The following is a 26,192-nucleotide window of genomic DNA, read 5'->3' on the forward strand; positions in this document are numbered from 1 at the left end:
GCTCCATGCCCAACTCCCGTTTTGCCGTGTTCGGCCATCCCGTCGCCCATTCGCTGTCGCCGCGCATCCACGCCGCCTTCGCCAAGCAGACCGGCATCGCCCTGCAGTACGAGGCGATCGACGTCCAGGCCGAGGGGTTCGCCGCGGCGCTGGCCGCCTTCGCCGCGGCCGGTGGCGTCGGTGCCAACGTGACCCTGCCGCTGAAGGAAGCCGCGTTCGCCCTCAGCGTGGTGCACAGCGCCCGCGCGCAGTCGGCCGGTGCGGTCAACACCCTCAGCTTCCGCGACGGCCAGTGGCACGGCGACAACACCGACGGTGCCGGCCTGGTGCGCGACCTGACCGGCCGCAACGGCCTGGACCTGCGCGGCCGCCGCGCGCTGCTGCTGGGCGCCGGCGGCGCTGCGCGGGGCGTGGCGCCGGCGCTGCTGGAGGCCGGCGTGCAGCAATTGGTGGTGGTCAACCGGGCGCCGGAACGCGCCGATGCGCTGGTCGATGCGCTGGGCGAGCCGGCGCGGGCGATCTCGCGCTACTGGGAAGACCTGCGCGAGTTGGGCGATTTCGAACTGATCGTCAACGCCACCACCATCGGCCGCGACCCGGCCGCCAGCTTCACCCTGCCGCTGTCGCTGATCAACAGCATGACCTTGGCCGTGGACCTGAATTACGGCGAGGTCGCGATCGCGTTCCTGGCCTGGGCGCGTGCGGCGCACTGCCGCGACACCGTGGATGGCCTGGGCATGCTGGTGGAACAGGCCGCCGAGAGTTTCGAGACGTGGCATGGCGTGCGTCCGGACACCGATCCGGTCTATGCCGCGCTGCGCGAGCGCGACGCAGTGCTGGTCAGCGCCGACTGAAAGACGTCGCTCCCACCATCTACCAGGGTACAGAGACATGGACGATTCGTTGATGCTGCAAGTGCTGACGCGACTGCTCACGCAGTTGCCGCTCGCGCTGGTCTATGTGGTCGGGCTGGCGCTGCTGTTCACGCGCCATCCTGGCCGTGCGCGCACCCTGGGCATCTGCGGGCTGGCGCTGCTGCTGTTTGCCTTGGGCCTGGGAACGGCGTTGTCGTTCGTGCCGATGTGGTTGGTTTCCCAAGGCCATAGTTACGCTTCGATCTCGAGCATGCTTGGCATCGTGAGCTTCGTCGTCGGGTTGATCGTCGCGGTGGGCATGCTGCTGGTGGTGATGGCGCTGCGCTTCGCCATGCCGCCGCGCGTGGCAAAACCGCACGGATGACGTCGCGGCGACCCGCGTCCAGGGAGATCGTGCTGCGAGGATTGCCGTTACGCCAGGGCCGCGCGCACGGCGCGGTTCCGGGCTGTGCCGACCGCCTCTTTCGCTGCCCATCAAGAGGAGGAGCGGCGTGGACGCTGTCTTCGTGACCCAGCTGTTGGCCGCCGCGCTGTTCCAGTTGCCGGTCCTGGTGATGTATGCGGTCGGGTTGGGATTGCTGGCCACGCGCCGCCCTGGCCGGCCGCGCACGCTGGCCCTGTGGGGATTGGGGTTGCTGGTGCTGGTGGTGGTACTGGCGACGGGCCTGTCGTTGTTGCCGGCGTGGCTGATGTCGCGTGCCGCCGACGCGACCGAGTCCAACCTGTGGATCGTCGTGTCGCAGGCGATCGTCGCGTTGCTGTCGGCGGTGGGCGCGCTGTTGCTGGTGCTGGCGTTGTGGTTCGCTCTGCCGGCGCGGGGCGCGCCGTCGCACTGAAGAACAAGGACGTGCGTCGTCCGGGGAGGAGAGGATGTTGGCGATGGGAGTGCACCCGCTACTGGACATGAGCGCGTTGACCGGCACGCTCGGCCTGCTGGCGCGCCTGCTGCTGCCACTGATCGCCTTGCTGCTGCTCCCACGGCTGGCACCGGGCCACGCCCGCACCCTGGCACGGTTCGGACTGACGGTGTTGCTAATGGGCGCGATCGTGCCGCGGCTGTTGAACGCGGTGCTGGGCTGGGTGGACCTGATGACGCCCCGGTTCCGCGCCCTGCATCCGGATGCCTATGCGCTGGTGCGTCTGCTGGACGATGCGCTGTACGTGGTCGGGCTGGGGCTGCTGCTGCGCGCGCTGTGGCTGGCGCTACCGCGCAAGGCCGCGCCGCCGCTGCCGTAACGCGGCGCGCAACGCCGTTCAGTTCTCGCGTTTCAGTCCTTGCGACGGGACGTGAGAAAATGCGGGGATGACCGATTCCCCTTCGCCGTCGACGCCGCCCGCGTCCGGCTCGCCCCCGCGCCAGCTCACCGAACCGGTCAAGCTGGCGATCCGCGATGCCTACACCAAGCTGCAGGCCAACACGCCGGGCTTTCGCGTGCGCCGCGCGCAGAGCCAGATGATCGGCGTGGTCTCGCGCGCGCTGGGCACCTCCGGCGGCGTGGGCGTGGCCGAGGCGCCCACCGGCGTCGGCAAGAGCCTGGGCTATCTGACCGCCGGCGTGCCGATCGCCCTGGCCAGCAAGAAGAAGCTGGTGATCAGCACCGGCACGGTGGCGCTGCAGTCGCAGCTGGTCGAGCGCGACATCCCGGCCTTCCTCAAGGCCACCGGGCTGGAGGCCACGGTGGCGCTGGCCAAGGGCCGCACCCGTTACCTGTGCACGCGCAACGTCGCCGAGCTGCACGGCGAGGCCGCGCAGGACAGCATGTTCGAGGACGAGGCGCCGTTGTACGACCGTCCGCTGAGTCCGGCCGAGGCCGAGCAGGCGCGGGCGCTGGCCAAGGCTTACGCCGACAGGACCTGGAACGGCGACCTGGATGCGGCGCCGGAACCGGTGCCGCCATCGCTGCGCGCGCGCATCACCACCAATGCCGCCGGTTGCGCCGGGCGCCGCTGTTCGTTCGCGGTGCAGTGCCCGGTGCTGAAGGCGCGCAGCGAGGTGCGCGATGCGCAGATCGTGGTCACCAATCACGCGCTGCTGCTTTCGGCGCTGTCGCTGGGCGACAGCGACAACGGCCAGCCGCTGATCGCGCCGCCATCGGACATGCTGCTGGTGCTCGACGAGGGCCACCACATCGCCGGCGTCGCCATCGACCAGGGCGCGGCGAACCTGCCGCTGGACGAGATGGCGCGGCGCACCGGCCGCCTGCAGGCCCTGGTCGGCGCCGCCTACCGGCTCGCCGACAAGGACCGCATCGGCAATCAGCTGCCCAACGAGGCGGTCGAACTGGCCGCGCAGGTGACCAAGGGCCTGAAGGCGTTCCGCGCCGAGATCGAACGGGTGTGGGTGCCGGAGCCGGGCCAGGACGAGCCGATGTGGCGCGCGCCCAACGGCCGCCTGCCCGAGGACTGGAAGCCGCTGATCGACGCGCAGGCGCAGGACACCGGCGCGCTGCTGAACTGGGTGCAGGCCGCGCACCAGATGGCGGCCAAGTCCAAGCAGGAGGATGCGGCCAAGGAGCGCCTGCAGCGCAACCTGGGCATGGCCCTGGAGATGGTCGAGCAGCAGTACGCGCTGTGGCTGGGCTGGCGCCGCGAGGACCAGGACGGGCAGCCGCCGATGGCGCGCTGGATCACCGCCTCGCGCGATGCCGATCTGATCTGCCATTGCTCGCCGGTGTCGGCCGCGCAGGTGCTGCGCTCGCTGCTGTGGAGCGAAGTGGACGCGGCGGTGCTGACCTCGGCCACGCTCACCGGCGGCGGCGATTTCCAGGCGCTGGCGATCGACAACGGCCTGCCCGCGCATGCCGAGATGGTGTCGCTGTCCTCGCCGTTCGACCTGCCCAACCAGGCCGAGCTGATCGTGCCGGCGTTCCCGGTGGCGCCGGACGACCGCGAGGGCCATCCGCGCGAAGTGGCGCGCTACCTGGTGCGCGAACTGGAATGGGGCAAGGGCTCGATCGTGCTGTTCACCTCGCGCTGGAAGATGCTCAAGGTGGCCGACCTGCTGCCGATCGCGCAGCGCAACCGCGTGCTGGTGCAGGGCGACGGTTCCAAGTCGCAGATGATCGGCGAGCACATGCGCCGCATCGCCGCCGGCGAAGGCTCGGTGCTGTTCGGCCTCAACTCCTTCGGCGAGGGCCTGGACCTGCCCGGTGAGGCCTGCACCACGGTGGTCATCACCCAGGTGCCGTTCGCCGTGCCGACCGATCCGCAGACCGCCACGCTCGGCGAATGGTTCGAGAGCCGCGGCCTCAACGCCTTCAACCTGATCGCAGTGCCGCACGCGCTGCGCACCCTGACCCAGTTCGCCGGCCGCCTGATCCGCACCGGCGACGACCACGGCCGGGTGATCATTCTCGACTCGCGACTGCTGACCAAGCGCTACGGCAAGCGCATCATCGATGCGTTGCCGCCGTTCAAGCGGGTGATCGGCCAGCAGATGTGACGCCTGTTGGAATGACGATGTGACGCCGTGCACCAAGCTGGTATCGCATGGCCGCGAACCCGGATGAGCGCGGACAGGCCGTTCGCGCTGGTCTAGTATCGCGGGCGACAGGGGGAACATCATCATGCGAATCGCCACACGTTGGGCGTTCGGAGCGGCGTTGTGCGTGCTGACCGGCATCGCCGCGGCGCAGCCGACCGGTGCACCGACAGAAGACGCTGCTGCGGCAGCGCCGGCCAATCCGGCATATCGCACGCAACTGTTGCAATTGATCAGCGACGACGCGCAGGCCCGCGCCGACCTCAAGCGTGACTACTCGCCGCAGCGGCTGCAGCACGACACCGTCTCGCTGCGCGCGTACGCACGCGAGGTGCGGATGGCACAGAAGCAAAGCCAGGAGCGCCTGACCGATCTGATCCGGCGCCAGGGCTTTCCCGATGCGCAGGCGGTCGGCGCCGACACGGCACACGCAGTGTTCCTGATCGCCCAGCGCATCACCGAGCCGGGATTCCGCGCCGACTTCCAGCGCGGCATCGACGCGGCCGTGCAGCGCGAGGCCTACAGTCACGCCGATCAGACGCTGTTCGCCGATCGCAGCCGCGCGCTGAGCGCGAAGCGCTAGCGTCCCTCATCGCGGCAAAGCCCGGGAGGGCTGTCTGCTCCACCGGCCTTCTCGCGCACGACGCGCTTGCCCAAGGATGGCGCGCTTCGCAGGTGCCGCCACTTCGATCGTGTGCCGAAGCGTCGGCCGCGTCCTGATGCATGCGGTGCGTGGTCGGCAACGTCCCTTGCCGCGGCGTTGCGGTGTGGCATTGCAATCGGCGGACGCGTTGCGCATGCAGAAGCTGCAACCTTGCCTCTTCGCTTTTTCGGCGCGCCTCTTCCGATGCGTGCGGCGCTCGGCTGTCGCTGCCCGCGCATTCCAACACGCACCGCTACCGCCGATAACCAGGCGCGCGTCTACATTTTGCGGCCATCTGCGCCGCTCCGATCGTCGATTGACGCTGCGCCGGCACTTCAGCTGCAACGCATTGCGCGCTCCCCCAATGTTCCCGGTCACAGTGCGTACGCACGATTGGTTGCGTCGATGGCATCGATTGCAAGGAACGAATGTTCTGCGCGCGGCACTGCCGCCATGCTGCAGCTCCCTTCACACGAGCCGACGCCATGCGCCCTGGATCCTTGTTGTTGCTTGCCCTGTTGTCGCCCTCCCTGATCCTGTCGGCCAGCGCCGCGCAGTCCACGCTCACTCGCGACAACGGCGCGCCGGTGGGCGACAACCAGAACTCGCAGACCGCCGGGCCCAACGGCCCGACCCTGCTGCAGGACGTGCAACTGATCCAGAAGCTGCAGCGCTTCGACCGCGAGCGCATCCCCGAGCGCGTGGTGCACGCGCGCGGCACCGGCGTACATGGCGAGTTCACCGCCACTGCCGACATCTCCGACTTGAGCAAGGCCAAGGTGTTCGCGCCGGGCACGACCACGCCGGTGTTCGTGCGCTTCTCCTCGGTGGTGCACGGCAACCATTCGCCGGAAACGCTGCGCGATCCGCACGGCTTTGCCACCAAGTTCTACACCAGCGAAGGCAACTGGGACCTGGTCGGCAACAACTTCCCGACCTTCTTTATCCGCGATGCGATCAAGTTCCCGGACATGGTGCATGCGTTCAAGCCGGACCCGCGCACCAACCTCGACGACGATGCGCGCCGCTTCGATTTCTTCTCGCACGTGCCCGAGGCCACCCGCACCCTCACCCTGCTGTACTCCAACGAAGGCACGCCGGCCGGCTACCGCTTCATGGACGGCAATGGCGTGCATGCCTACAAGCTGGTCAACGCGCAGGGCCAGGTGCACTACGTGAAGTTCCACTGGAAGAGCCTGCAGGGCCTCAAGAACCTGGATCCGCAGCAGGTGGTGGCGGTGCAGGGCAAGGACTACAGCCACCTGACCAACGACCTGGTCGGCGCGATCAAGCGCGGCGACTACCCGAAGTGGGACCTGTACATCCAGGTGCTCGCGCCCGAGGACCTGGCCAAGTTCGACTTCGATCCGCTGGATGCCACCAAGATCTGGCCGGGCGTGCCGGAGCGCAAGATCGGGCAGATGGTGCTGAACAAGAACGTGGACAACTTCTTCCAGGAAACCGAAGGGGTGGCGATGGCGCCGGCCAACCTGGTACCGGGCATCGAACCGTCGGAAGACCGCCTGCTGCAGGGGCGCATCTTTTCCTACGCCGACACCCAGCTGTACCGCGTCGGCACCAACGGCCTGAGCCTGCCGGTGAACCGGCCGCGCGTGGCGGTGAACAACGGCAACCAGGACGGTGCGATGAATGCCGGCAGCACCAGCAGCGGCGTGAACTACGAGCCGAGCCGGCTCAGCCCGCGGCCGCAGGATCCGAACGCGCGCTACAGCCAGCTGCCGCTGTCCGGCACCACCCAGCAGGCCAAGATCACCCGCGAACAGAACTTCAAGCAGGCCGGCGAACTGTTCCGTAGTTACAGCAAGAAGGAGCAGCAGGACCTGATCCAGAGCTTCGGCGAATCGTTGGCCGGCACCGACGACGAGAGCAAGCACCTCATGCTCTCGTTCCTGTACAAGGCCGACCCGGCCTACGGCAGCGGCGTGGCGCGGGTGGCCAAGGGCGACCTGGCGCGGGTCAAGCAACTGGCCGCGCAGCTGCAGGATTGAGCCGTCCCACGCGCGGCCCGGCGGCGGTAGCGCCGCGCCGCGCACCTTTCTTGCGGAGACCCCCCATGCGTCGTGTTGTCCTTTTTGTTCTCGGCCTCGCCGTGAGCGCTACGGCCGCCGCCGCACCGGCCGCACCGGCCGCGCCTGCGGCGCCCGATCCGGCCGCGGTGCAGGCGCAATTGCGCAGCTATTTCTTCGATGCCGCGCGGCAGGGCCGCCAGGACATGCTGGCCGAGTTCATCCGCGCCCATTACGACCTCGATACCCGCGACGACAAGGGCTACACCGCGCTGATCCTGGCCGCCTACCACGGCCAGCAGGCAGCGGTGGAGCAGTTGCTGCGCGCCGGGGCCGACCCCTGCGCGCAGGACAAGCGCGGCAACACCGCGCTGATGGGTGCGATCTTCAAGGGAGAATTGAGCATCGCCAAGCGGCTGATGCAGGCCGATTGCGCGCCGGACCAGCGCAACAACGCCGGGCAGACCGCGGCGATGTACGCGGCGCTGTTCCAGCGCACCGAGGTGCTGAAGGAACTCGCCGCCAAGGGCGCCGACCTGCAGGCCAAGGATGCGCAAGGCAACGACGTGGCTAAGCTGCAGCGCGGCGAGTTCGCGACGGCACCAGTGCGCTGAGTGGTCCCGGCCCGCCTCCGGGACGGGTGCCGGGTCCGGCCATCGCACGGCGCGTGGATCGCAGGCCCCGGATCGGCGAAAATGCGCGGATGGCCGGTTCCTCCGGCCTGCCGCGGCCCGTGCCGCCGCCGTTCCCGCTTCGGCGGGCGGTGGCGCATCCGGGCCGCGTGCTGCCCTGTCGGCATCGTGCCGGCGCTCTGCCGCGGCTCGCCGTCGCCCATCCCGGATCTGTCTTGAACGCCACTGCCCCCGTTTCGCCCGACGACCTGCCCCAGGCCGAGCGCCTGCGCATCGCCCTGGACCTGCTCGAGAGCATCGCCGCCGACCGGCGCGTGCTCGATACCCTGCCCGAGTCCGAGCGGGTGCGCCTGCTGCAGGTGGTCGCCCAGGTCTTCAACCCCGAGCCCAAGGCGCGGCGCAAGCTGCTCAAGGAGCAGGCGCGCGAGCGCCACCAGGAGAAGGTGCGCAAGGCCGAGGAACTGCTGGCGCAGACCGGCATCCGCGCGCTGCGGCGCAAGCCGGTGTTCAGCACGCCGAACTATTTCCCGCCGCACACGCCGGCCGCGTTGGCGCATGCGCAAACCGTGGCCGAGACGCCCGCGACGCACTCGCCCGAACTGCGCCACTGCTACGTGTGCAAGCAGAAGTACACCGAGCTGCACCACTTCTACGACCAGATGTGCCCGCCCTGCGCCGAGTTGAACTACTTCAAGCGCACCGAGACCGCGGACCTGCGCGGGCGCGTGGCGCTGCTCACCGGCGGCCGGGTCAAGATCGGCTACCAGGCCGGACTCAAGCTGCTGCGCGCCGGTGCCGAGCTGATCGTGACCACGCGTTTCCCGCGCGACTCGGCAGCGCGCTACGCGGAGGAGCCGGATTTCGCCGAGTGGGGCCACCGCCTGCAGGTGTACGGGCTGGACCTGCGCCACACGCCCAGCGTCGAGGCGTTCTGCAGCGAACTGCTGGCGACCCGCACACGCCTGGATTTCATCGTCAACAACGCCTGCCAGACCGTGCGCCGGCCGCCGCAGTTCTACGCGCACATGCTGGCCGGCGAGACCGCCGCGCTGCACGACCTGCCCGAGCACGTGCGCCGGCTGGTGGGCCAGTACGAAGGCCTGCGCGGTCCCGACCTGCTGCCGGCCGGGGGCAATACGCTGCCGGCCGGGGCGGGCCAGGCGCGCAGCGGTGCCGACGGCCTGCTGCGCGCCGCGGAGCTGTCGCAGGTGCCGCTGCTGGCCGACGACCTGCTCGCCCAGCAGCACCTGTTCCCGGAAGGGCGCCTGGACCAGGACCTGCAGCAGGTGGACCTGCGCGGGCGCAACTCCTGGCGCCTGCTGCTGGACGAAGTGTCCTCGGTGGAACTGCTGGAGACGCAACTGGTCAACGCGGTCGCGCCGTTCGTGCTCAACGCGCGGCTCAAGCCGCTGATGCTGCGCACGCCCGAGCGCGACAAGCACATCGTCAACGTGTCGGCGATGGAGGGGCAGTTCTACCGCAACTTCAAGACCACCCGGCATCCGCACACCAACATGGCCAAGGCCGCGTTGAACATGATGACCCGCACCTCGGCGGCGGATTACCAGAACGACGGCATCCACATGAACAGCGTGGATACCGGTTGGGTCACCGACGAGGATCCGGCCGAGATCGCCGCGCGCAAGGTGGAGGAAGAGCGCTTCCATCCGCCGCTGGACATCGTCGACGGCGCCGCGCGTATCGTCGATCCGATCATCCACGGCTTCAACACCGGCGAGCACGTGTGGGGCCAGTTCCTCAAGGACTACGCGCCGACGGATTGGTGAGAGACGGCGCGCGTGGGCGGGCTGCGCCCGCGCGCCCGCGTCCATGTTCCGACGATCGCCGCGGCCATGCCGGCGGCGTTGTCGTGCTTTCGGATGTCAGTCGCCGGCGGCCGCACGCTTCATGGTGCCGCTGTAGCCCCAGGCGAATTGATGCCACTGATCGGTCGGGGGAACGTCGAGATTGTTCACCGTGCGCTGCCAGTAGACGATCATCTCGTCGCTGGAGGTCCGCGCGAGCGTGAACGACGACGACTCGACCCAGACGCCATCCTCATCGCGACCCGAGGTGGTGCTGTAAATGAGCGCATGCGGGCCGGAATTGCGCATGCGGAACTGGCCCGGCTTCATTTCCTGCCACGCGCCACTGACCAGGTTGTAGACGCGCACGTGCCAGCGCGAAACCACGAAGCGAAAATGCATGGGAAAGCCTGCGCTATCCACGTAGTGCGGCGCGTCGAAGCCGTCGAGCACGCCTTCCCAGCTGCCTTGAAAGTCGAAGCTGGCATCGCTAGGGTGGGCCAGGACGGGGCGTGGCCGATACGAGTAGAGCGGCGCGGTGATGGTGGCGCAGGCGCTCGTCAGCAGACACAACGCAAGCGCAACGGCCCAGGGTCTACATGCTTTCATGGCACATGGCATCCGATGCGATCGGCCGGCAGCCGGTTCGACATGGTTGGTTCGTAAAAGGCGCATCCGGAGCGGAAAGATCGGACGATGCGCTCGAGGCTTGCCCGACGCCGCTCAACGCGATGGATCGGAGGTGGCCGTCGCCTCGCCTTGGTCGCGTTCGCGGCCCCAGAACTCCACCAGGATGGTCATCATCGTCCACACGATCAGCGTCGGCTGCACCTTGTCCGGCAGCAGGTCGTGGCCCTTGAGCATCACGTCGATCATCTTCGGCAGCGCCAGCGCCATCAGCAGCGTGTAGATCGCGTAGGCCAGCCGGTGCCGGCTGCTGGAAATGAACAGGATCGAGGTAACCAGGCTGGCGAGCATCCCCAGGACCACGCCGAACTGCCAGACATTGAGGCGTTCGGTGCCGGTGAGCACCAGGCCCAGGACGGCGCCGAAGAACATGTTCAGGCCGTTGAGATTGGCCGGGTACTCGTCCTTGGTCATGCGGCCGAGGCCGACCTTGCCGAACACGTTCCATCCCTTGCGCATGCTTGCTCCCCCTTCGCATCGTCGCATCCTGGCGTCGCCACGCCTTCCGCTGGCCGCACGCCTCCCCGCGGCCACTGTAGCGAAGATCGCACGCGTTCGTCGCCTGCCTGCCGCAAGCAGGGGAAACCGGGCGCCTGCGCTAGCCCAGGGTCTGCAATTCGCCGCGCGGACCGGTCGGCGTCAGATACAGATGGCCGAGGCTGATCGGCAGGCGGAAGCGGCGCGGCCCGGCGCTGCCGGGATTGAGGTAGAGCACGCCGTCGCGGGTCTGCAGCGACGGCATGTGCGAGTGGCCGCTGATCACCACGTCCACGCCGTCGGCGACGCGCGCCAGGGTCTTCAGGTCGTGGCGCACGTGCACACGCACGCCGTCGATGTCCAGGTCCAGGGTGTCGGGCAGCGCCTGCGCCCATGGCGCGGTATCGATGTTGCCGCGGATCGCGTGCAGCGGCGCCAGTTCCCGCAGCGCGTCCAATACGTCCGGTTTGCCGATGTCGCCGGCATGCACGATCGCGGCGCAGCCGCGCAAGGCCGCCAGCGCCTCGGGGCGCAGCAGACCATGGGTGTCGGCGATCACGCCGAGATGCAGCGGTCGAACGGGACGCATCGGTGGCGCTTCCTGGTGCGTGACCAGCGTGCAGGCTACCTGCTCGGGCGTGGTGGCACCGTCGCGAGCTGCGCGTGCTGGCTGTTTCGAAGGCGCCTGCGCCAGCGCGCCGAGTGCGGACGCACTCGGTGGATCGACACTGATATCGGCGCCTGGCCACATCAGCGACAGGCGTCGCGGTGCATTCCGGTGGCACCACCGGCCGCGCCGAGCCGCGGCCTCGGACCGCCGTGCATTAACCCGCACGTAGCGGCGCGCAGTTCCATGGCGGCATCCGCACCCCACGTGTTGTACCGTTGCCACGCGCGCCGCCCCCGATGTCGCACCACATCGCAAGGCGGCGCCTTTTCTTCTCCAGCAGACTTCGATCGATGACCGCTTCCGCTACGCCCCCAGCTGCCGCCGATGCCGCGCCGCACGGCGCCGCCGCCGTGTTTCGCGTGGTCACCGGCAACTTCCTCGAGATGTACGACTTCATGGTCTATGGCTTCTATGCCACGGCCATCGGCCATGCGTTCTTCCCGTCGCACAGCGCCTTCGCCTCGCTGATGCTGTCGCTGGCCACGTTCGGCGCCGGCTTCCTGATGCGGCCGATCGGCGCACTGGTGCTGGGCGGCTACATCGACCGGCACGGGCGCCGCAAGGGCCTGATCCTGACCCTGGGGCTGATGTCGGCGGGCGTGCTGCTGATCGCCTTCGTCCCCGGCTACGGCACCATCGGCGTGCTGGCACCGTTGCTGGTGCTGCTCGGCCGCCTGCTGCAGGGCTTCTCCGCAGGCGCCGAGCTGGGTGGCGTGTCGGTGTATCTGGCCGAGATCGCCACGCCGGGCCGGCGCGGCTTCTACGTGGCTTGGCAGTCGGCCAGCCAGCAGGTGGCGGTGGTGTTCGCCGCTGCGCTCGGCGTGGCCCTGCATGCGCTGCTGTCCGACAGCGTGATGGACAGCTGGGGCTGGCGCGTACCGTTCGCCATCGGCAGCCTGATCGTGCCGCTGATCTTCCTGATCCGCCGCTCGCTGCAGGAAACCCCCGAGTTCGCCGCGCGCCAGGCGCCGGACCTGGCCGGCATCGCACGCTCGCTGCGCGCCAATGTCGGGCTGATCCTGGCCGGCGTGGGCATGGTGATGATGACCACCGTGTCGTTCTACCTGATCACCGCCTACATGCCGACCTACGGCCGCACCGAGCTGCACCTGAGCGAGCTGGACAGCCTGGTGGTGACCGGCTGCATCGGCCTGTCCAATTTCGTGTGGCTGCCGGTGATGGGCGCGCTGAGCGACCGCATCGGCCGCAAGCCGCTGCTGGTGTTCGCCAGCGTGGCCATGTTGCTGACGGTGTGGCCGGCGCTGCAATGGCTGGTCGACGCGCCCTCGTTCGCGCGGCTGCTGCTGGCCGGCGAGTGGCTGTCGCTGCTGTACGGCGCCTACAACGGCGCGATGGTGGTGGCGCTGACCGAGGTGATGCCGGCGGAGGTCCGCACCACCGGTTTCTCGCTGGCCTACAGCCTGGCTACCGCGACGATGGGCGGCTTCACCCCGGCGGTGTCCACCTGGCTGATCCACGTCACCCATAGCCGCGCGGCGCCGGCGCTGTGGCTGTCGCTGGCAGCGCTGATCGGCCTGGCCTGCACCTTCTTGCTGTTCCGTCGCCAGCGCGGCACCGGCACGTTCCAGGCCGACTGATCTCGCGTTGCGTCGAGGCGGGCAGGGCGACGGCAGTCCGTCGCGCCCTGCGCGCAGGCCGGGCGGCAGGAGCGCGGTCTGCGCAACGGGCGCGGTCTAACCCAGATCCAGCGCGGCCGTGAGGTCGCCCGGCACCACGCCGCTGGCCGCGTGCATCGCGCGTTCGCGTTCGATCAGGCCCGGCAACGGCGCCAGGCCGAAGCGGCGGGTGATGAAGCGCAGGATCGAGCCGGTGTCGTAGACGCTGTGGTCGACGTGGCCGCGCTTGGCGTGCGGCGACACCACCAGTGCCGGGATGCGCGAGCCCGGGCCCCAGCGGTCGGCCTTGGGCGGCGCCACGTGATCCCACCAGCCGCCGTTCTCGTCGAAGGTGATGAACACGACGGTCTTGTCCCACAGCGGGCTGTTGCGCAGCGCGTCCACCACCATCGCGATGTGGCGATCGCCGGCGGCCACGTCGGAATAGCCGGCGTGCATGTTGAGGTTGCCCTGCGGCTTGTAGAACGTCACCGGCGGCAGCGTGCCGGCCTGCACGTCGGCGAGGAAACGGTTCTCCGGGGCGCTGTCGCCCAGGCCGCCGTCGCGCAGCCGGCGCGCCCGCGCCGGCGTGCCGGGGGCGAGGTTGGCGAAGTAGTTGAACGGCTGGTGGTGGATCTGGAAGTTGGGGCTGCCCGGGAACTCGCTGGTGTCGCCGGTGTCGCCCTTGCCCTGCACCGCCAGCGCCCAGCCGCCGGCGTACCAGGCCCAGTCCACACCCTTGGCGTCGAGCGCGTCGCCGATGTGGCGGTGGGTCTGCGCCGGCAGCGTGTTGGGGCTGTTGGGGTCGGCGTAGTCCGGGCGCGTCGGGTCCTGGCTGGTACTGGGCTGGAACGGCGGGCTCAGGGTATTGATCGCCCAGAAGTCCGGGGTCAGCGCGCCGTTGCGCACGAAGCGCGGCCGGCCGTTGAGCGCGGTGCCCGGCGAATCGTCCTGCACCGCCAGGCGGATCTCGTCGGCGCGGTCGCTGGCCAGCACGCTGATCTGCGTCCGCCCCGGGCTGCTGTCGGCCTTGGGGTAGTACGGCGCCTGCGCGGCGATCAGGTACTGATGGTTGAGGAACGAGCCGCCGAACGCGCCCATGAAGAAGTTGTCGCACAGTGTGTAGTCGCGGGCCAGGCTCCACAGCCGCAGCGTGGCCGGCGCATCGGCGTAGTGGCCCATCACCAGGCCGCCGGCGTCGCTCCACGCGGCGAAGCCGTCGTTGCGGCCGCCGTTGATCTGCATCTGGTTCTCGTAGAAGCGATGCACCAGATCGCGGGTCACGATGCCGTGCGGCAGCAGTTGGCCATCGGGCGTGCGCAGCGCGAACGGCGCGTTGGGCAGCGGCCCGATCGCGTCCTCGCCGATCTTGTAGCGGCGGTGCGCCACCACCTGTTCGTCCGGCGCCAGCCCGCCCCAGATCGGCGGCAGGATGTCGAGCACGCTGCCGTCGCGGTCCACCTGCCGCGCCTGCGCCGGCGTCACCTTGGACAGCGGCTGCTGCAGCCCGGGGAACTCGGGGAACAGGTTGTTGAAGCTGCGGTTCTCGGCGTAGATCACCACCACGTGCTCGATCTTCTGTCGCAGTTGCCGATCCAGTTCCGTCGGCGACAGCGCACGCGCCGGCGCGCGCTTGGCGCTCTCGGCGTGGGCCTCGGCGGGGCCGCCGAGCGCCAGGGCGCTGCCGGCCAGCGCCAGGCCGCCGAGCAGGCGCCGGCGTTGCGGGTTTTCGGGGGTGGTGTCGGTGTCGGCGGGCGTGGTGGACGCGGGATCCTGGGGCGGCTTCTTCACGGGGTCATCGGGTGAGGGAAAGGCACCCGCCAGTGTGGGCCGCGTGAATGACAAGTCAAAGCCAGCCGGTCCCGATGCCGGGCCGGCGTTCAGCGGCCGTATCGCAGGCGATGCTGCTGGGATTCTGGAAGACGATGCGGCCGGCGGCGCCCGAAGCGACCTCTCAGCGGCGCACCCGCGTGCTGCCGAATAGCTGCTCGCACAACGCCACATAGACGCCCGAGCCATCGCACGCGGCCGCGCCGCTGGCGATGGCGGCGCTCAGCGCCGGGCCGAGCCGCGCCTCGCCCAGGCGCGCGGCCAGTTCCGTCAGTTGCGTCTGGAACCGCTGCTGCATGTCGGCGATCTGCTGGGCGTCGTGCCCGAGCCAGGCGTAGCCCTTGTCGTTGTACGCGGCGGCACCGTGCAAGGTCTCGGCCAAGTCGGTTTGCGGGTCCTGCGGATCGGTGGGCATCGCGGCGCGCGGGTCGGGGTGGGATCACACGCCGCAGGTCAGGCGGCGGGCTTTCCAGCTCCATCCGCGCCCTCGGCATCGCCCAGCGCGTGCTGCACGTACAGGCGCTTGACCAGCACGTAGAGCACCACGGTGAGCGGCGCCGCCAGCACCACGCCCATCGGCCCGAACAGCACGCCGATGCCGAACAGCGAGAACAGCAGCAGCGCCGGCGGCAGGTCCACCGCACGCGCCTGGATCAGCGGCTGCAGGACATGGCCCTCGAGTTGCTGCAGCACCACGAACAGCAGCAGCGCGCCCAGCGCCACCTGCGGGCTGACGGTGAAGCCCAGCAGGATCGCCGGGACCGCGGCCACGATCGGGCCGACGATGGGGATGAAGTCGAGCAGCGCGGTCAACAGGCCGATGCCCAGCGCCACCGGCACGCCCAGCAGCCACAGACCGATGCCGGTCAGGGTGCCGATCACCGCCATCGCCAGCAACTGCCCGGTCAACCACGCACGCAGCGCCTGGCCGCTGGCGGTCAGCGCCTCGTCGGCGACGCCGCGGCGGTCGCGCGGCAGCAGGTGCAGCAGGCCCTGCCGATACAGCCGCGGCTGTGCGGCCAGATACAGCCCTCCGACCATCATCAGCACCGCATCGGTGACGCCGCCGCCGGCCGACAGCACGATGGCGCCGGCGTGCGTGGCCAGGGTCGAGGCGCCGTCGCGCAACTGGTCGGGGATGCGCTCGATCTGCGGCCCCAGCGGGCCGGACTGCAGCCAGGCATGGAACTTGTTCCAGGCCGCCGGCAAGGTGGCGCGGAAGGTGTCGATCTGCGCGGCGACCTCGGCACCGAACAGCAGCACGATCGCCGCCAGCGCCAGCACCAGCACCAGGATCACCAGCGCCAGCGCTGCCCACTCCGGCAGCGGCAACCACTTGCGCAACAGCGTGGCCAGCCCGTGCAGCAGCACGCCCACCACCACCGCGCCGAACACGATCAGCAGCAGCTCCGACAACTGCCAGGCCAGCAGCGCCAGCGCGCCCAGCGCCATGACGACCAGCACCCGCGCCGCGAAGGGACGCAGGGGCGAGGGGGAACTCGGGAGGGAGGCATTCATCGGTGGCGCGGATCCCGATCAGGACAATGAGCGCGGACAGTAGTGATAGGGCAGTGCAGGGCGAGCGAAGATCGTGTGCCGCTGGTCGGTGGCGCGCCTCCTCCGGTCGACACCCACGAGCGATGCCGGCGGGCGCCGCGTGCTGGGCGGTTTCGACGCCCTTTGGTCGGGCGTCCAGCGGTACCGGCCGGCGCTACTGCCCGGCGGGCGGCTGCCAGAGCTCCACCTTGTTGCCTTCCGGATCGATGACCCAGGCGAAGGCGCCGTATTCGGATTCGTCGATGCGGTCCAGCACGTGGCAGCCTTCCTCGCGCAGTGCCGCGACCAGCGCATGCAGATCGTGCACCCGGTAATTGATCATGAAGGGCGCCGTGCCGGGCGAGAAGTGCGGCTCCTCTGCCGCCGCGCCGATCGACCAGACGGTGGAGCCGATCACCGGCACGCCGCTGTCGTCGTTCCAGGCGAAGGCGGTGCCGCCCCAGGCCTGCACGTCGATGCCGAGATGCCGCTGATACCAGGCCTGCAGCGCGGCCGGATCCTGTGCCTTGAAGAAGATGCCGCCAATCCCGGTGACGCGCTTCATGGAGCCTCCGCTGGTCCGATGGTGGGCTGCCCGGGCAGTGGCTCGTAACCGTCGCCGCGGCCGCTCAGCCAGCGCAGTCTACGCTTGCCGGCCTCGGCCAGGTACGCCGCGGCGGCCAGCAGCAGCGGATGGCGCAGGTCAGCGTCGATCATCAATCGCACGTGTCCGTCCACTTCGATGTTCAGGAAATGCGCCTGATCCGCCTCGTCGTCGTAGCTGCGCGCCAGCAACCGATCGCGGCCGTCACTGAAGCGATAGAGGGTATAGACGTAGGAGTAGCCGTACTCGTCGTCGGGCTCGCTGGCATCCACGTGGTGGGTGATCTCGACGTGCATGGGAGGATTCTTTGTGGGTTCCCAGTGCTAGTCAGGCCGTGCCCGAGACCACGTGGCTTGTCCCCTCGTTGCCGTTCGCCCAGAGCGTGAAATCAGCGCCTGCCGGGAAACATGCAATTGCCTCAGGCATCAACAGCTGTACCGCTGCCCGGAACGTATCGCAGGGCGACGGGCTGCCGGTGAAGGTGAGGCGGGCCAACCACCGTTGCTGACCGATGCAGAGAATGGCGCACCACTGGCCGGAGACGAGTGCAGTCGCCTTGCTTCCTGGCTGCGCAGGATGCAGCTGCAGATCGGCCAGGAAGTGATGCGACAGGTCATGCATCAGGCAGATGTCCGTTCACAGTTTGCCCCAGCGCTCCTCGACATTGAAAAGCACCTCACAATCGCAGAAGCCGCCGTGCGCACCGAGCCACGGAATGACCGCCTCCGGAACGACATCGCGAGAAGCGAGGAATTGCGTGGTGAGCCGCAAGGAATGATCGCAGCCATCGGCGAGCGCCTCGTTCAAGTAATCAAACAACGCCCAGAGCGTTTCCTTGGGGAGCGGAAGGGCTGCCTCTTTAGAAGCGCGCTGCTCGGGCTTCGCCGTCGCGTGGAGCGCTTTGCGACGATGGGATTTCGGGTCTTCTGTCATTGTCGCTGTCGCTGGGAGAAAACAATGGCGCGGAACAAAAATCAAGGGGCGCGAAGCGTGCCGCCTGAGGTGCCGGGATCCTGCACGTCGATTGCATCGCGACTGGCCAGGCGCCTGTTCTCAGTCGCCATTCGCTCGATCGACGCGATGCCAAGGCGCATCTTATCTCTCGCCGAAGTGTTTGCAGAATGGACGTGCATCCTTGGCGGAACGAAGGACCGAAGTGCCACCGCCTGCTCGATCCAGAGCACCACGTCATACCCTGTTCCGCGCGAATCGTCGCCTAGATCGTGGTCAAGGCTAAGTTCTTTCACCCTTCCAGTCTTCAATAGCGCAATAACCTCATCCGGCCAGTACGCTCTGGTCCAGCCTGCGGGTGTTTCTCGCTCGTCATCCAGGAATACCCGCATCGCGATTGCGCCATTTCAGATGTGGTGGGTCTGCCTCTCGACCCGAATACAATGAACCTACTACATCGAAGCGCGCAGTGCGCGGCTGGTTCTCGCCGCACTTGGTCTCTGCTTGGTCCCATGTCGCGTCGGTCATGCCGGAGCGAGGCGGCCGCGATACGCGGTGGCGTGCGCTGGCAATGCCGGTGGGGCGCGTCGGCCGATGGCCTGGCATTGCTTGTGCAGTGCGCTTGGCACGAGCAGCAAGACCACATCGATTCCCAGACAGACCACGTCGGACGGTCAGTAGCGCTTGATGCAGGCCTTGATGGCCAGGGTGACACGCTTTCGGGTCTCGGCATCCGCCTTGCGAACCAGATACGGGGACCGATTGCCCAATACTCCCGGCGCGGTCGACTGCACGCGCTCGGCGAGCTGCGCGATGAAATCACGCCCGAGCGCGCGGTACTGCGCAACTTCCTGGGCTGTCAGCGCCATTGTCCACGTATAACCGACCGGGCCATGGCTACAGTTGACGTCGAGTAGCAGCGTGTCGCCGTCGCGCAGGAGGAACCAGGCATGAGGCGCGTGATCCACTACCTGCATGGCACGCTCCTTCGACGCGCGAGGACAATGCCTCGCGTCCACGTTGCATGCATGACGTAACAGCTCCTGTCGCTTACGTCGACGGCTTGTTCTTGCTGTACACGATCTTCTTGCGTCCCGCCTCACAACTGCCAATGACCTTGCGGTCCTTGACATCGGCGTTGTCGACCACGTCCAGCGTGTAGTCCTTGACGCCGTGGGCATCGAGTTTCGCGGTGAGCTCTGCCTTCAACTCATCGCAGTTCTTGCCGGCAAGCGCCGGCGACGAAACGAGGGCAAGCAACAGGAAGGCGATTGCGTATTTCATGATGGGACCGATAATTGACTGAAGGAAGGGACCTTTCGGCGAAAGCAAACGGCGGCACTGGGACTTGGCGGCGAAACCGAATATTTGCCTGCGATGAGCGATTGGTGAGACATGGGCACCCGCTTGGAGTGTAGCAAGTTGCTCGTAGCATCAATCGCGAGGGGCGTCGAACTCTCTGGCGATCCACACACCAGCCCACCAAACGACGCGCTGGCGAGGTGGAGCGAGCCACGCTGCATCGCATTCAGGGGTCGGCCCAGACGCCTGAGTCGTACATCAGCCGCATTGTGTAATTGAGCTGTAGCGTCTGGTTGGGGCCGCACGCGATTTCCGTGTCCTTGCCCGACGTTTCCAATTGCGAGACAAGAATCGACGAGCCTGACCTGAGTGGATCGAACAAGCTGTAGCGGTAGCCGCCGTTACTGAATTCGATCGATGCATTGCCGTTCAAGAACGAACGGTAGGTAAACAGCCCCGTGGGCGGCTTCTTCTCGGCAGGGTACTGCAGCACCAGCTTGCCGCCCTCCGAGGCCCGATACTGCAGGTAGCCCGAGGTCCGGTTGACCGCCTTCGACGAGCACAGCGAAAACACACGCTTCCGTGTCTGGCACGTCCACAGGGTGAGTTCTTCCTTGCCGCAGAGCGGGCTGTGTTGGTACTCGCTCTCGGAGTCCTGCAGGGTTGCTTGGGTGATGGATGGCACTGGCTCAGACGCCGGTGCTGCGAGCGGCAGGCTCGCCAGGGTCGCTGTCATCGCGATACATGCCAGGGTCTTCTTCATTCCTTGTGCCAATCCCGTTGGGGAGGATCCTGTCAGAGGGATATCGGCGCGGATACCGATGGCGTCGCCTTCCTGCGACATCTTGGAAGGCTAACGCGGATGCTGGGACTTCACCAGTAGCGCCCGAGCGCGCTGGTCCAGCCTGTTGCGGTCTCTCAAGTAGAGCGTAGGGGCATGGGTGATTGCAACGGTAGTCGCCGCCTGCATTGGTGAGAGCTGACTGAGCGGCTTGCCGAACTCTCGATTGGCAAAGCTACTCAGTCCCTGGTTCAGACCATTGTAAGAAAGGCTGCAGTAAATGCCGTACATCTGCGACCTGTCGATGTGCATCGGCAACAGCATGCGCCAAAGCGTTTCGTGCATCTGCGATTGTCCTTGCGTCAGATCCGACGAAACGAGGGACGTCACCAGGCGGACCGCATGCGGAGACGGCGAGCCCACATTCGCGTCGATCAGTCTGCGGATCGCTTCGGGAGGATAAGCGTCTTCTGGATCGGCCTGGGAGAGCAGAGCGCGAATTCGAGCCAGATGTGGACGGACGGCGAGCACATCGTAGGCGATCAATGCCAGGAGCATCGCCAGGATGAGGATCGCTACCCCTCTTCTAAGATAGTGGACGATCTTGACCATGAGCACTCACCCGCCATCGAGTGGCATTGAAATGCATACGCCTACAGTAGCTGGCGTTGCTCGGGCCTGCGCTGGAACAGCCAGCCAACGAACAAGCCGAGGCCGGCGGAAGCGAGCAATTGCACCCATTCGAGAATGACAAACAGGGTCGGTTCGTCCGTCATGTCTGGCGGCAACAGCGCTGCGACCACGTCGGCGAAGCCGGCGTAGATGACCAGGATGAGGCAGGCATGCGCGAGGCGGTGCTGCGTCACTCGTCGCGACATGTGTGCGAACAGCGCGGCGCCTAGCAGGAACGAGAGAAGGTTCCAGGCATTGATCCATTCAAGAGGGTCGAAGAACCCGCTGGCAATGCCAGTGCCGCACTGAAAAAGGAACAGCAGTGCGGTGTAGGCAAGGATCGCTTTCCAGTTCATGCGGGCATGTGCGAGGTGCGTGGTGGAAGTGGAGTTCAACGACTGTCCGCCGCAGCCCGGTGGACGGTCGATACGGCTCCGGTATCGATCCTGGTGATCTTGAACGGGCTTTGGCGGTTCGGAAACGCGGCGGGTGGATAGTAGGCGACCATGTAGCTCGCCTCCCCTCGGCAGGTATCCATGCGCCACCGTTCCTGGCGCAAGCCATTATTGCCGCTGACGGTGCCGTCCACGGCCAGCTTCTCTGCATGGCAGGACGGGGGAAGCGTCTTGCGGATCAGGGACAGCCAAGCCTGCTCCAACTCCGCCGACGCATGCGCTGACGGCATGGTTGCAATCAGGATGCTCGCGCTCATTGCCAGACGCAGTGCAAAGCTCACCGATTGCATTGGAGCATGTGTTGATAGGAGGGGATGCGACATCATGCCACGAGCGACTGTCGCCTGGCTCATGGCCCGAACCGCGCAATCACGGACTGGCAGGCACACAGGGCCATCGGCCTGGCCCAGGCGTCTGCGCGAAGCAGTTCAGGGGCCAATTCCGCCAGGGCGTCGGGCGCCCATTCCTTGCGGATCGGCCCGATGGGGAGCGCATCCGTTTCCGACTCGATCAGCGAGAACATCCGAAAGTCAGGGTCATCGTCGGAAACACCGACGCGATGGCCAAGGGCGGCCAGGCGGCGGCAGCCATCCAGCAGCGGAATCGAGCCGGCCACGATACCGGCGGCGAGTTCCACTGCCTGCGTCCGGCAGGCTTGCACATTGTCATGATGGGGCGGATGTGTCTGCATGGGGGACGTTCGGTGGAAGATGGCTGGGGATGGAATGCGCGAGCGGAGACGCCCGTCTGGCAGGCTATGATGCTGCTCAAGGCGGTCGATCGCGTTTTGCCGCATTGCAAAATATCAATACAAGAACCGAGCTCATCAGCAGTGGGCAGCACAGCACGAACGCAGCGCCACCGATCCACATCAGCAGATGCAGCGCTGCCGCCAGAGTGCGAAATCCGAACGCCGCTGCTGCCCACGCCGACACGCCGGAAGCTGCCACCACGCACCAGGATGCCAGGCAGGCATGCTTGAACCGCATGAGTAACCTCGCATCCGTTTCCGTGATCCTCCGCATTAGGGCACTACTCCGATTGGGTCGTGTGCCGGACCGACTTCCTTTGCCGCTAGAACGTCTTCGGAGCCAAGCGGTTTGGCTCGACGCAATGAGGGCGTGAATCGGCTTGGGTGCATGGTCGACCGGATCGCTTTCATCGATGCGCCGGCCTAGCCCACTGCCGAATCGCGCGAGTGCTTCAATTCGCCGGGATATGATGTCGCGCCTTTGCCTGGGCATAGCAGTCGACGCAGACCAGCGTCATGTCGTTGAACGCTCTGAAGGCCTCGGTCATGTCACCTTCGGCCATGAACATCTCCTCGCAGGCATGGCACCATGCCTGAAGGTCGTTGGGATCGCTGCGGTTCTCGATGAATCCTGCGGGAGCCGACTGGCCGTTGAGCAGATGTCGGCAGACCACGCTGGCGATCCGTTCGCCATGGGGGCCACAGCTCACCAGCAGTGGTTCACCTGCTTCAAGATCACCCGGTGGGCAGTCGATCGAATCCTTGGTTGCCATCATGCGTGCCCGTTGAAGACGACATTCAGGAAGATCTTCTCGGCAGGATCCCAGCGTGCAGTGAAGTAGCATGGCCCGCCATCGAAGACCACGACCATGTCGGTGGCAGCCGTCGCGGGTGGAGTGCTACAGAACGCATTGATCAGGATGACCTTGTCACCACGAAACGTCTGGCCCTGGTATTGGAAGGTATAACTGCTCCAGTCGGGAAGCCGCATCTTGCCGATGGACGCTTGGCGCGTCACATACGGCTCGAGTTGCTGCCTGGCTGCGGCGACATCCTCAGTATTCGGCGTCCATGAGCCGCCGGGGAGCGAAAGCCAACTGCCGACGGCGATTGCAAGGACGAGGATAGAGTTCATGTGGCAGGTTCCCGTTTGATTTCTCGCAAGGACAGTATCCCATGCTGCACGTCGGAGCTGGCTTGTGCGACCCTGCGGGATGCATCTGCAGGGGCTAGGGTTGCGTCCACCAAGCGAATCACTTCCGACGCGTAAGCAACTGCGCTCCAAGGCAGTGCGACATACCGCCTGATGTGGATCGTCCCATGCAGGTCGGATGGCAGGTCATAGGGTCTTGACCAGGAACGGGCCTGCGATGGACGCGGCCACATCCTCGCGCGTCGGAACGACCTTGTTGCCGAGTATGTCGCGGCCACTGACGCCTTTGCTTCTTGCTTCCCGAAAGCTCGTATCCGCGCATGTGGCCAGCGACAACCACGCGGTAAGGTAGCCGGTCGCCAGGAAGAACAAGGGCAGCATGCTGATTCCGATGCAGATGCTTCGTCGTTTCATCGATCATCGCCATCAAATGAAAACTCGACTCCACCGCCTGACAGCATGTCTGTGAAGTACGGCATTGTTTGGTGTGCTGCCTAAACTGCGTTAAGCCAAGGAGTGGATCAACATCGGCTTGAACCGCTTGCTAGGGAGAAGCCTGGTCATAGTTGACCGTGACCATGTAGTACGTCACGCCCTCATGCGTCAAGGCGTTGAATGAACTAAAGACGAACGTGCCAACCGGTTGTGAGACTGGGGCCATTTGAGCCTTGCCACCATGGGCAACGACGGCTTCGGCAGACGCCGCGAGCGCTTCCAGCGTTTCGCCAGAAAGGTCAGGCGTTTCCAGCGGGCCGTGTAGTGTCTTCAAGGTGGTGTGTGTCTGTGCCCAGACGCGAGTGGCCTTGGAAAGATCGGTTCCTTCATACACGCGGAGGGCGACTCGCCAGAGGTGGCCTTCCTTGAGGTAGAACTGGGCGTTCTGACGCGTCCCGCCAAAGTCGGCGTTGTAAGTCTCCAGATCGCCATTGGAGAATTCGCGATATGGACCGTTACTTTCGACTGCTCGAATTTCTTCCGCCGACATGCCGAAGCGCCACGGGCCAAAACCCGCGGCATCAGCCGAAAAAGCCGCGAACAACAATAACGCAGGTATCAAAAATCTCATTTATTTCCCCCTGGTGAAAAGACAGAGCCCGGCCGAAGTGACTTCGGCCCAAGCAACTGTTGGCCGCTGTTCAATTCATGCGATGAACCCAGCCAGTCCTCAGAATGGCGATGAGGATCATGCCTGCAACAAGCCCCGTCAAGGAGTGTTCCATCAGCGCGTACTGCCTGAATCACGTCCGGCCGCGAAGTGAGCCCGGCCTGGACAAGTCGCCAGGGCCTACTCCACACGATTGGTGCGTTGCGATCGAAACAACAACGCCGGTCATCACGGCTGCGAGTCCCGACCTCGCGTTGAAACAAAGCAGCACGACGCCGGGGACGACGCCGATGACTGCGGCCGTGGCATATGACGCACGTCCAGCTCGCAAGAGCAAGGCATATGCAGGCGCGGCGAAGATGACCAGGACCGGAAGCGCCACAACGAGTCCGTAAAACACGACGACTCCGGAGATGGTCAGTAGCAGCAGCCAGTCCGTTCGCGGCCAGGTCGAGACGGTACCCCACACCACGAATCCTGCGAACCAAACGAGAGCGCAGGCAACCAGTGCGATGAGACTCGCGAGAAGGACATCACTGAAACCGCGAACTCGCTTCATCTGTGCCCTGATCTTTGAATTAAACCGCGAAGGGGCGTGAAGGAGGGGCGGGCCGGGAAGTGACGAAGCACGGGCCAGGCGTCGTAGCACGCCGCCGAGAGCCGAGCATGCCACATATCCCAGCGTCGATGCGCAAGGAGGTTGCTGGTTGCCGGACGGACCCGAAGTGTAGGCAACGAGCAGACCGGAGCAACGACGCTGGTGGACAAGGCAGCCGGCGATCCGATGGTGGATAAGGGAAGCTCCGTCCCGGAGCAGCACCTCGAAGCACCACGCGGCTTGCCGATCACGGACGCCGCGACGCACGCTGAGGCCTGGCCCTAAGCCGCCACACGAAGCGGCTTCGGCCTGGATATGCTGTCAGATGGGCGCCTATAGCCAGTCGTGGGAGATCGCCATGGATGCAACAAAGAACGAGAGCAGCGCGCCCGCGAGCGATAGTGCATGGACGATGCCTAGCCAGCGGCGCCGCAGAGCCCACGTTGAGGGGACGAACAACGCCAGGGTCAACAACAGACTGAAGAGCGGAAGGTAATCGACTAGCGTCCAGTTCTCCACGTGCGGCAGGCCAGCAGCCAAGCAGCAGGCGGCGAAACCGGCCAAGGCAAACAGGCATGGAGCGCAGGCAATGACTCTGCGACCCGGTGACGCCGCTAGCGCAAGAACAATAAGTGCCACCGTGAGCGGAAAGATCCCGAGAAGCCCTTGCTCCGCTGTAAAGAACGAATAGCGCCAGTCCACGTCCTGTTCCTCTACGGCCTAAGTTCAGTCGCACTGCGAAGCGCCATCGGATCGAATGAACGGTTGGGGATCACTTCTTTGCGCTGCACACATCAGTGCCAGGCGGGAGGTCAAACATTTCCCCATAGTTGCACATATGGTCGCAACCGCCTCCGATGTGATCCCACTCACCGCTGATTTGGCATATGAATTGGCAAGAGTCGGTCCTGTTGCAGCGCTTCGCAACAATGCGTGCGATGCATATCCGAGGCGAGTCCTCGCCGAACTTCGCAGCGTAGGCCTTGATATCGCAGACAGGTGGCTCCGCGAGATACGGATTGTCTGCCGCGGTCCGAACCGGCTTGTGAGCGGAGCAAGCAGCCAGCGCGAACAATGCAGATGCGAAAACTAATGTCGTGAACTGCCTCATGGGGGCTTGTACCAAATTTAGGGCGCGGCCCCGCGAAGAACCAGTGCGATGATGCTGATGGCCAGCAATCCGACTAGCGCTTGATGGACGCGGCAGTGCAGACGGATTGCAAGGTACTCCGGATCCGAAGAATCATTGGAGGTGGGTATTTTCCATAAATGGAGGAGGTTAAGGGCAATCCCGAGAGGCGAGCCGCCGGAGCGAAAGCGCTCGAAGCCGGCGAGCTTTAACCGCTCTGAATCCAAGGCGTTGCGAATCCTCCTGGTCAGCAACCAATCGCTTGCCATGACGGCAGCGAAAAGCACCAGAGGCAAATAACTCATTAATGGCATGACTTTCCCGAGAGGCCTTGCGTTGCTAGAGACTTCGAGTTTGGAGGAAGCATTCGCGACAGACTCGGCACCTAAGCTGCGCTGCGAAGCGACGGCGG

The 26,192-nt window shown here is 66.3% G+C and carries 35 protein-coding genes; 10 read left to right on the forward strand and 25 right to left on the reverse strand.

Going from position 1 to position 26,192, the window contains the following annotated elements:
* The first annotated feature begins 5 nt into the window (after nucleotides 1–5).
* From aroE to ACP93_RS14065, 9 genes are all read left to right on the forward strand, one after another.
* On the forward strand, nucleotides 6–854 hold the full coding sequence (gene aroE, locus ACP93_RS14025) for a shikimate dehydrogenase (RefSeq protein ID WP_048491291.1): 849 nt from the start codon (nucleotides 6–8) through the stop codon (nucleotides 852–854).
* Nucleotides 855–891: 37 nt separating this feature from the next.
* Nucleotides 892–1,239 (forward strand): hypothetical protein, encoded by a 348-nt coding sequence (locus ACP93_RS14030; RefSeq protein ID WP_048491292.1) that lies wholly within the window; start codon nucleotides 892–894, stop codon nucleotides 1,237–1,239.
* Between the two features lie 127 nt (nucleotides 1,240–1,366).
* Nucleotides 1,367–1,711, forward strand: coding sequence for a hypothetical protein (locus tag ACP93_RS14035; RefSeq protein ID WP_048491293.1), 345 nt, complete (start codon nucleotides 1,367–1,369; stop codon nucleotides 1,709–1,711).
* Nucleotides 1,712–1,754: 43 nt separating this feature from the next.
* Nucleotides 1,755–2,111 (forward strand): hypothetical protein, encoded by a 357-nt coding sequence (locus ACP93_RS14040; protein WP_082143479.1) that lies wholly within the window; start codon nucleotides 1,755–1,757, stop codon nucleotides 2,109–2,111.
* Nucleotides 2,112–2,178: 67 nt separating this feature from the next.
* Entirely contained in the window at nucleotides 2,179–4,317 is a 2,139-nt protein-coding gene (gene dinG, locus ACP93_RS14045; protein ID WP_048491295.1) for an ATP-dependent DNA helicase DinG, read from the forward strand.
* Between the two features lie 124 nt (nucleotides 4,318–4,441).
* The gene (locus ACP93_RS14050) at nucleotides 4,442–4,939 is read left to right on the forward strand and encodes a hypothetical protein (RefSeq protein ID WP_228136048.1); all 498 of its coding nucleotides are present in this window, start codon (nucleotides 4,442–4,444) and stop codon (nucleotides 4,937–4,939) included.
* A 545-nt stretch (nucleotides 4,940–5,484) separates the two neighbouring features.
* Nucleotides 5,485–7,008 (forward strand): catalase KatB, encoded by a 1,524-nt coding sequence (gene katB, locus ACP93_RS14055; protein WP_048491297.1) that lies wholly within the window; start codon nucleotides 5,485–5,487, stop codon nucleotides 7,006–7,008.
* Nucleotides 7,009–7,073: 65 nt separating this feature from the next.
* Nucleotides 7,074–7,640 (forward strand): ankyrin repeat domain-containing protein, encoded by a 567-nt coding sequence (locus ACP93_RS14060; RefSeq protein WP_048491298.1) that lies wholly within the window; start codon nucleotides 7,074–7,076, stop codon nucleotides 7,638–7,640.
* A 233-nt stretch (nucleotides 7,641–7,873) separates the two neighbouring features.
* Nucleotides 7,874–9,445, forward strand: a complete 1,572-nt coding sequence (locus ACP93_RS14065; protein WP_048491299.1) for an SDR family NAD(P)-dependent oxidoreductase — start codon at nucleotides 7,874–7,876, stop codon at nucleotides 9,443–9,445.
* Nucleotides 9,446–9,541: 96 nt separating this feature from the next.
* Here ACP93_RS14065 and ACP93_RS14070 read toward each other — a convergent pair whose 3' ends face one another.
* The 3 genes from ACP93_RS14070 to ACP93_RS14080 form a co-directional block, all read right to left on the reverse strand.
* Nucleotides 9,542–10,072: a hypothetical protein gene (locus tag ACP93_RS14070; protein ID WP_228136049.1), complete on the reverse strand. Its 531-nt coding sequence runs from the start codon at nucleotides 10,070–10,072 to the stop codon at nucleotides 9,542–9,544.
* A gap of 114 nt (nucleotides 10,073–10,186) precedes the next feature.
* Entirely contained in the window at nucleotides 10,187–10,609 is a 423-nt protein-coding gene (locus ACP93_RS14075) for a hypothetical protein (protein ID WP_048491301.1), read from the reverse strand.
* A gap of 139 nt (nucleotides 10,610–10,748) precedes the next feature.
* Nucleotides 10,749–11,216, reverse strand: a complete 468-nt coding sequence (locus ACP93_RS14080; protein ID WP_048491332.1) for a metallophosphoesterase family protein — start codon at nucleotides 11,214–11,216, stop codon at nucleotides 10,749–10,751.
* 371 nt (nucleotides 11,217–11,587) lie between these two features.
* Between ACP93_RS14080 and ACP93_RS14085 the strand changes: the two genes are divergently transcribed.
* Nucleotides 11,588–12,895 carry an MFS transporter gene (locus tag ACP93_RS14085; protein ID WP_048491302.1) on the forward strand — a complete coding sequence of 436 codons (1,308 nt, stop codon included), beginning with the start codon at nucleotides 11,588–11,590 and terminating at the stop codon, nucleotides 12,893–12,895.
* Nucleotides 12,896–12,991: 96 nt separating this feature from the next.
* Here the strand turns inward: ACP93_RS14085 and acpA are convergent, their stop codons facing one another.
* The 22 genes from acpA to ACP93_RS14175 form a co-directional block, all read right to left on the reverse strand.
* Nucleotides 12,992–14,704 carry an acid phosphatase gene (gene acpA / locus ACP93_RS14090; protein WP_048491303.1) on the reverse strand — a complete coding sequence of 571 codons (1,713 nt, stop codon included), beginning with the start codon at nucleotides 14,702–14,704 and terminating at the stop codon, nucleotides 12,992–12,994.
* 163 nt (nucleotides 14,705–14,867) lie between these two features.
* Nucleotides 14,868–15,158: a hypothetical protein gene (locus tag ACP93_RS14095; RefSeq protein WP_048491304.1), complete on the reverse strand. Its 291-nt coding sequence runs from the start codon at nucleotides 15,156–15,158 to the stop codon at nucleotides 14,868–14,870.
* A 38-nt stretch (nucleotides 15,159–15,196) separates the two neighbouring features.
* Complete coding sequence (locus ACP93_RS14100) at nucleotides 15,197–16,195, reverse strand: AI-2E family transporter (RefSeq protein WP_048491333.1); 999 nt, start codon at nucleotides 16,193–16,195, stop codon at nucleotides 15,197–15,199.
* Between the two features lie 259 nt (nucleotides 16,196–16,454).
* Nucleotides 16,455–16,844, reverse strand: coding sequence for a VOC family protein (locus ACP93_RS14105; protein WP_048491305.1), 390 nt, complete (start codon nucleotides 16,842–16,844; stop codon nucleotides 16,455–16,457).
* A complete protein-coding gene (locus ACP93_RS14110; RefSeq protein WP_048491306.1) occupies nucleotides 16,841–17,179 on the reverse strand; it encodes a hypothetical protein in 339 nt (112 codons plus the stop codon). The genes ACP93_RS14105 and ACP93_RS14110 overlap by 4 nt, the downstream gene beginning before the upstream one ends.
* Nucleotides 17,180–17,210: 31 nt before the next feature.
* Nucleotides 17,211–17,504, reverse strand: a complete 294-nt coding sequence (locus ACP93_RS21215) for a hypothetical protein (protein ID WP_082143480.1) — start codon at nucleotides 17,502–17,504, stop codon at nucleotides 17,211–17,213.
* Nucleotides 17,505–17,519: 15 nt separating this feature from the next.
* On the reverse strand, nucleotides 17,520–17,816 hold the full coding sequence (locus tag ACP93_RS22330) for a DUF2695 domain-containing protein (protein WP_048491307.1): 297 nt from the start codon (nucleotides 17,814–17,816) through the stop codon (nucleotides 17,520–17,522).
* 41 nt (nucleotides 17,817–17,857) lie between these two features.
* Nucleotides 17,858–18,226, reverse strand: coding sequence for a cyclic-phosphate processing receiver domain-containing protein (locus ACP93_RS21220; RefSeq protein ID WP_082143481.1), 369 nt, complete (start codon nucleotides 18,224–18,226; stop codon nucleotides 17,858–17,860).
* A 282-nt stretch (nucleotides 18,227–18,508) separates the two neighbouring features.
* Nucleotides 18,509–18,811 (reverse strand): hypothetical protein, encoded by a 303-nt coding sequence (locus ACP93_RS14120; protein WP_048491308.1) that lies wholly within the window; start codon nucleotides 18,809–18,811, stop codon nucleotides 18,509–18,511.
* Between the two features lie 73 nt (nucleotides 18,812–18,884).
* Complete coding sequence (locus tag ACP93_RS14125) at nucleotides 18,885–19,118, reverse strand: DUF1161 domain-containing protein (protein ID WP_053069762.1); 234 nt, start codon at nucleotides 19,116–19,118, stop codon at nucleotides 18,885–18,887.
* 244 nt (nucleotides 19,119–19,362) lie between these two features.
* The gene (locus ACP93_RS14130) at nucleotides 19,363–19,899 is read right to left on the reverse strand and encodes a hypothetical protein (RefSeq protein ID WP_228136050.1); all 537 of its coding nucleotides are present in this window, start codon (nucleotides 19,897–19,899) and stop codon (nucleotides 19,363–19,365) included.
* Between the two features lie 90 nt (nucleotides 19,900–19,989).
* Complete coding sequence (locus ACP93_RS14135; protein ID WP_048491309.1) at nucleotides 19,990–20,529, reverse strand: biosynthetic peptidoglycan transglycosylase; 540 nt, start codon at nucleotides 20,527–20,529, stop codon at nucleotides 19,990–19,992.
* 41 nt (nucleotides 20,530–20,570) lie between these two features.
* The gene (locus ACP93_RS14140) at nucleotides 20,571–20,984 is read right to left on the reverse strand and encodes a hypothetical protein (protein ID WP_228136051.1); all 414 of its coding nucleotides are present in this window, start codon (nucleotides 20,982–20,984) and stop codon (nucleotides 20,571–20,573) included.
* Nucleotides 20,981–21,325 (reverse strand): hypothetical protein, encoded by a 345-nt coding sequence (locus ACP93_RS14145; protein ID WP_204243694.1) that lies wholly within the window; start codon nucleotides 21,323–21,325, stop codon nucleotides 20,981–20,983. Before ACP93_RS14145 ends, ACP93_RS14140 begins: the two co-directional genes overlap by 4 nt.
* Before the next feature lie 68 nt (nucleotides 21,326–21,393).
* Complete coding sequence (locus ACP93_RS14150; protein WP_131721641.1) at nucleotides 21,394–21,681, reverse strand: DUF2489 domain-containing protein; 288 nt, start codon at nucleotides 21,679–21,681, stop codon at nucleotides 21,394–21,396.
* A 130-nt stretch (nucleotides 21,682–21,811) separates the two neighbouring features.
* Nucleotides 21,812–22,033, reverse strand: coding sequence for a hypothetical protein (locus ACP93_RS21810; protein WP_131721642.1), 222 nt, complete (start codon nucleotides 22,031–22,033; stop codon nucleotides 21,812–21,814).
* 214 nt (nucleotides 22,034–22,247) lie between these two features.
* On the reverse strand, nucleotides 22,248–22,568 hold the full coding sequence (locus ACP93_RS14155; protein WP_048491336.1) for a hypothetical protein: 321 nt from the start codon (nucleotides 22,566–22,568) through the stop codon (nucleotides 22,248–22,250).
* On the reverse strand, nucleotides 22,568–22,930 hold the full coding sequence (locus ACP93_RS14160) for a hypothetical protein (RefSeq protein WP_048491313.1): 363 nt from the start codon (nucleotides 22,928–22,930) through the stop codon (nucleotides 22,568–22,570). Before ACP93_RS14160 ends, ACP93_RS14155 begins: the two co-directional genes overlap by 1 nt.
* Before the next feature lie 204 nt (nucleotides 22,931–23,134).
* Nucleotides 23,135–23,329, reverse strand: coding sequence for a hypothetical protein (locus tag ACP93_RS14165; protein WP_048491314.1), 195 nt, complete (start codon nucleotides 23,327–23,329; stop codon nucleotides 23,135–23,137).
* Between the two features lie 163 nt (nucleotides 23,330–23,492).
* Nucleotides 23,493–24,014 (reverse strand): hypothetical protein, encoded by a 522-nt coding sequence (locus ACP93_RS21815; RefSeq protein WP_131721643.1) that lies wholly within the window; start codon nucleotides 24,012–24,014, stop codon nucleotides 23,493–23,495.
* Between the two features lie 970 nt (nucleotides 24,015–24,984).
* Entirely contained in the window at nucleotides 24,985–25,353 is a 369-nt protein-coding gene (locus ACP93_RS21820) for a hypothetical protein (protein WP_131721644.1), read from the reverse strand.
* 426 nt (nucleotides 25,354–25,779) lie between these two features.
* Complete coding sequence (locus tag ACP93_RS14175) at nucleotides 25,780–26,085, reverse strand: hypothetical protein (RefSeq protein ID WP_048491316.1); 306 nt, start codon at nucleotides 26,083–26,085, stop codon at nucleotides 25,780–25,782.
* Nucleotides 26,086–26,192: the final 107 nt, after the last annotated feature.

It is taken from the genome of Xanthomonas sp. NCPPB 1128 (assembly GCF_001043115.1).
Lineage (GTDB): Bacteria > Pseudomonadota > Gammaproteobacteria > Xanthomonadales > Xanthomonadaceae > Xanthomonas_A.

Coding starts and splice junctions, on each gene's coding strand:
- aroE (WP_048491291.1), top strand. CDS start 6: ATGCCCAACTCCCGTTTTGCCGTGTTCGGCCATCCCGTCGCCCATTCG.
- ACP93_RS14030 (WP_048491292.1), top strand. CDS start 892: ATGGACGATTCGTTGATGCTGCAAGTGCTGACGCGACTGCTCACGCAG.
- ACP93_RS14040 (WP_082143479.1), top strand. CDS start 1,755: ATGGGAGTGCACCCGCTACTGGACATGAGCGCGTTGACCGGCACGCTC.
- dinG (WP_048491295.1), top strand. CDS start 2,179: ATGACCGATTCCCCTTCGCCGTCGACGCCGCCCGCGTCCGGCTCGCCC.
- ACP93_RS14050 (WP_228136048.1), top strand. CDS start 4,442: ATGCGAATCGCCACACGTTGGGCGTTCGGAGCGGCGTTGTGCGTGCTG.
- katB (WP_048491297.1), top strand. CDS start 5,485: ATGCGCCCTGGATCCTTGTTGTTGCTTGCCCTGTTGTCGCCCTCCCTG.
- ACP93_RS14060 (WP_048491298.1), top strand. CDS start 7,074: ATGCGTCGTGTTGTCCTTTTTGTTCTCGGCCTCGCCGTGAGCGCTACG.
- ACP93_RS14070 (WP_228136049.1), bottom strand. CDS start 10,072: ATGAAAGCATGTAGACCCTGGGCCGTTGCGCTTGCGTTGTGTCTGCTG.
- ACP93_RS14075 (WP_048491301.1), bottom strand. CDS start 10,609: ATGCGCAAGGGATGGAACGTGTTCGGCAAGGTCGGCCTCGGCCGCATG.
- ACP93_RS14080 (WP_048491332.1), bottom strand. CDS start 11,216: ATGCGTCCCGTTCGACCGCTGCATCTCGGCGTGATCGCCGACACCCAT.
- ACP93_RS14085 (WP_048491302.1), top strand. CDS start 11,588: ATGACCGCTTCCGCTACGCCCCCAGCTGCCGCCGATGCCGCGCCGCAC.
- ACP93_RS14095 (WP_048491304.1), bottom strand. CDS start 15,158: ATGCCCACCGATCCGCAGGACCCGCAAACCGACTTGGCCGAGACCTTG.
- ACP93_RS14100 (WP_048491333.1), bottom strand. CDS start 16,195: ATGGCGCTGGGCGCGCTGGCGCTGCTGGCCTGGCAGTTGTCGGAGCTG.
- ACP93_RS14105 (WP_048491305.1), bottom strand. CDS start 16,844: ATGAAGCGCGTCACCGGGATTGGCGGCATCTTCTTCAAGGCACAGGAT.
- ACP93_RS14110 (WP_048491306.1), bottom strand. CDS start 17,179: ATGCACGTCGAGATCACCCACCACGTGGATGCCAGCGAGCCCGACGAC.
- ACP93_RS21215 (WP_082143480.1), bottom strand. CDS start 17,504: ATGCATGACCTGTCGCATCACTTCCTGGCCGATCTGCAGCTGCATCCT.
- ACP93_RS22330 (WP_048491307.1), bottom strand. CDS start 17,816: ATGACAGAAGACCCGAAATCCCATCGTCGCAAAGCGCTCCACGCGACG.
- ACP93_RS21220 (WP_082143481.1), bottom strand. CDS start 18,226: ATGCGGGTATTCCTGGATGACGAGCGAGAAACACCCGCAGGCTGGACC.
- ACP93_RS14120 (WP_048491308.1), bottom strand. CDS start 18,811: ATGCAGGTAGTGGATCACGCGCCTCATGCCTGGTTCCTCCTGCGCGAC.
- ACP93_RS14125 (WP_053069762.1), bottom strand. CDS start 19,118: ATGAAATACGCAATCGCCTTCCTGTTGCTTGCCCTCGTTTCGTCGCCG.
- ACP93_RS14130 (WP_228136050.1), bottom strand. CDS start 19,899: ATGAAGAAGACCCTGGCATGTATCGCGATGACAGCGACCCTGGCGAGC.
- ACP93_RS14135 (WP_048491309.1), bottom strand. CDS start 20,529: ATGGTCAAGATCGTCCACTATCTTAGAAGAGGGGTAGCGATCCTCATC.
- ACP93_RS21810 (WP_131721642.1), bottom strand. CDS start 22,033: ATGCGGTTCAAGCATGCCTGCCTGGCATCCTGGTGCGTGGTGGCAGCT.
- ACP93_RS14155 (WP_048491336.1), bottom strand. CDS start 22,568: ATGGCAACCAAGGATTCGATCGACTGCCCACCGGGTGATCTTGAAGCA.
- ACP93_RS14160 (WP_048491313.1), bottom strand. CDS start 22,930: ATGAACTCTATCCTCGTCCTTGCAATCGCCGTCGGCAGTTGGCTTTCG.
- ACP93_RS14165 (WP_048491314.1), bottom strand. CDS start 23,329: ATGCTGCCCTTGTTCTTCCTGGCGACCGGCTACCTTACCGCGTGGTTG.
- ACP93_RS21815 (WP_131721643.1), bottom strand. CDS start 24,014: ATGAGATTTTTGATACCTGCGTTATTGTTGTTCGCGGCTTTTTCGGCT.
- ACP93_RS14175 (WP_048491316.1), bottom strand. CDS start 26,085: ATGAGTTATTTGCCTCTGGTGCTTTTCGCTGCCGTCATGGCAAGCGAT.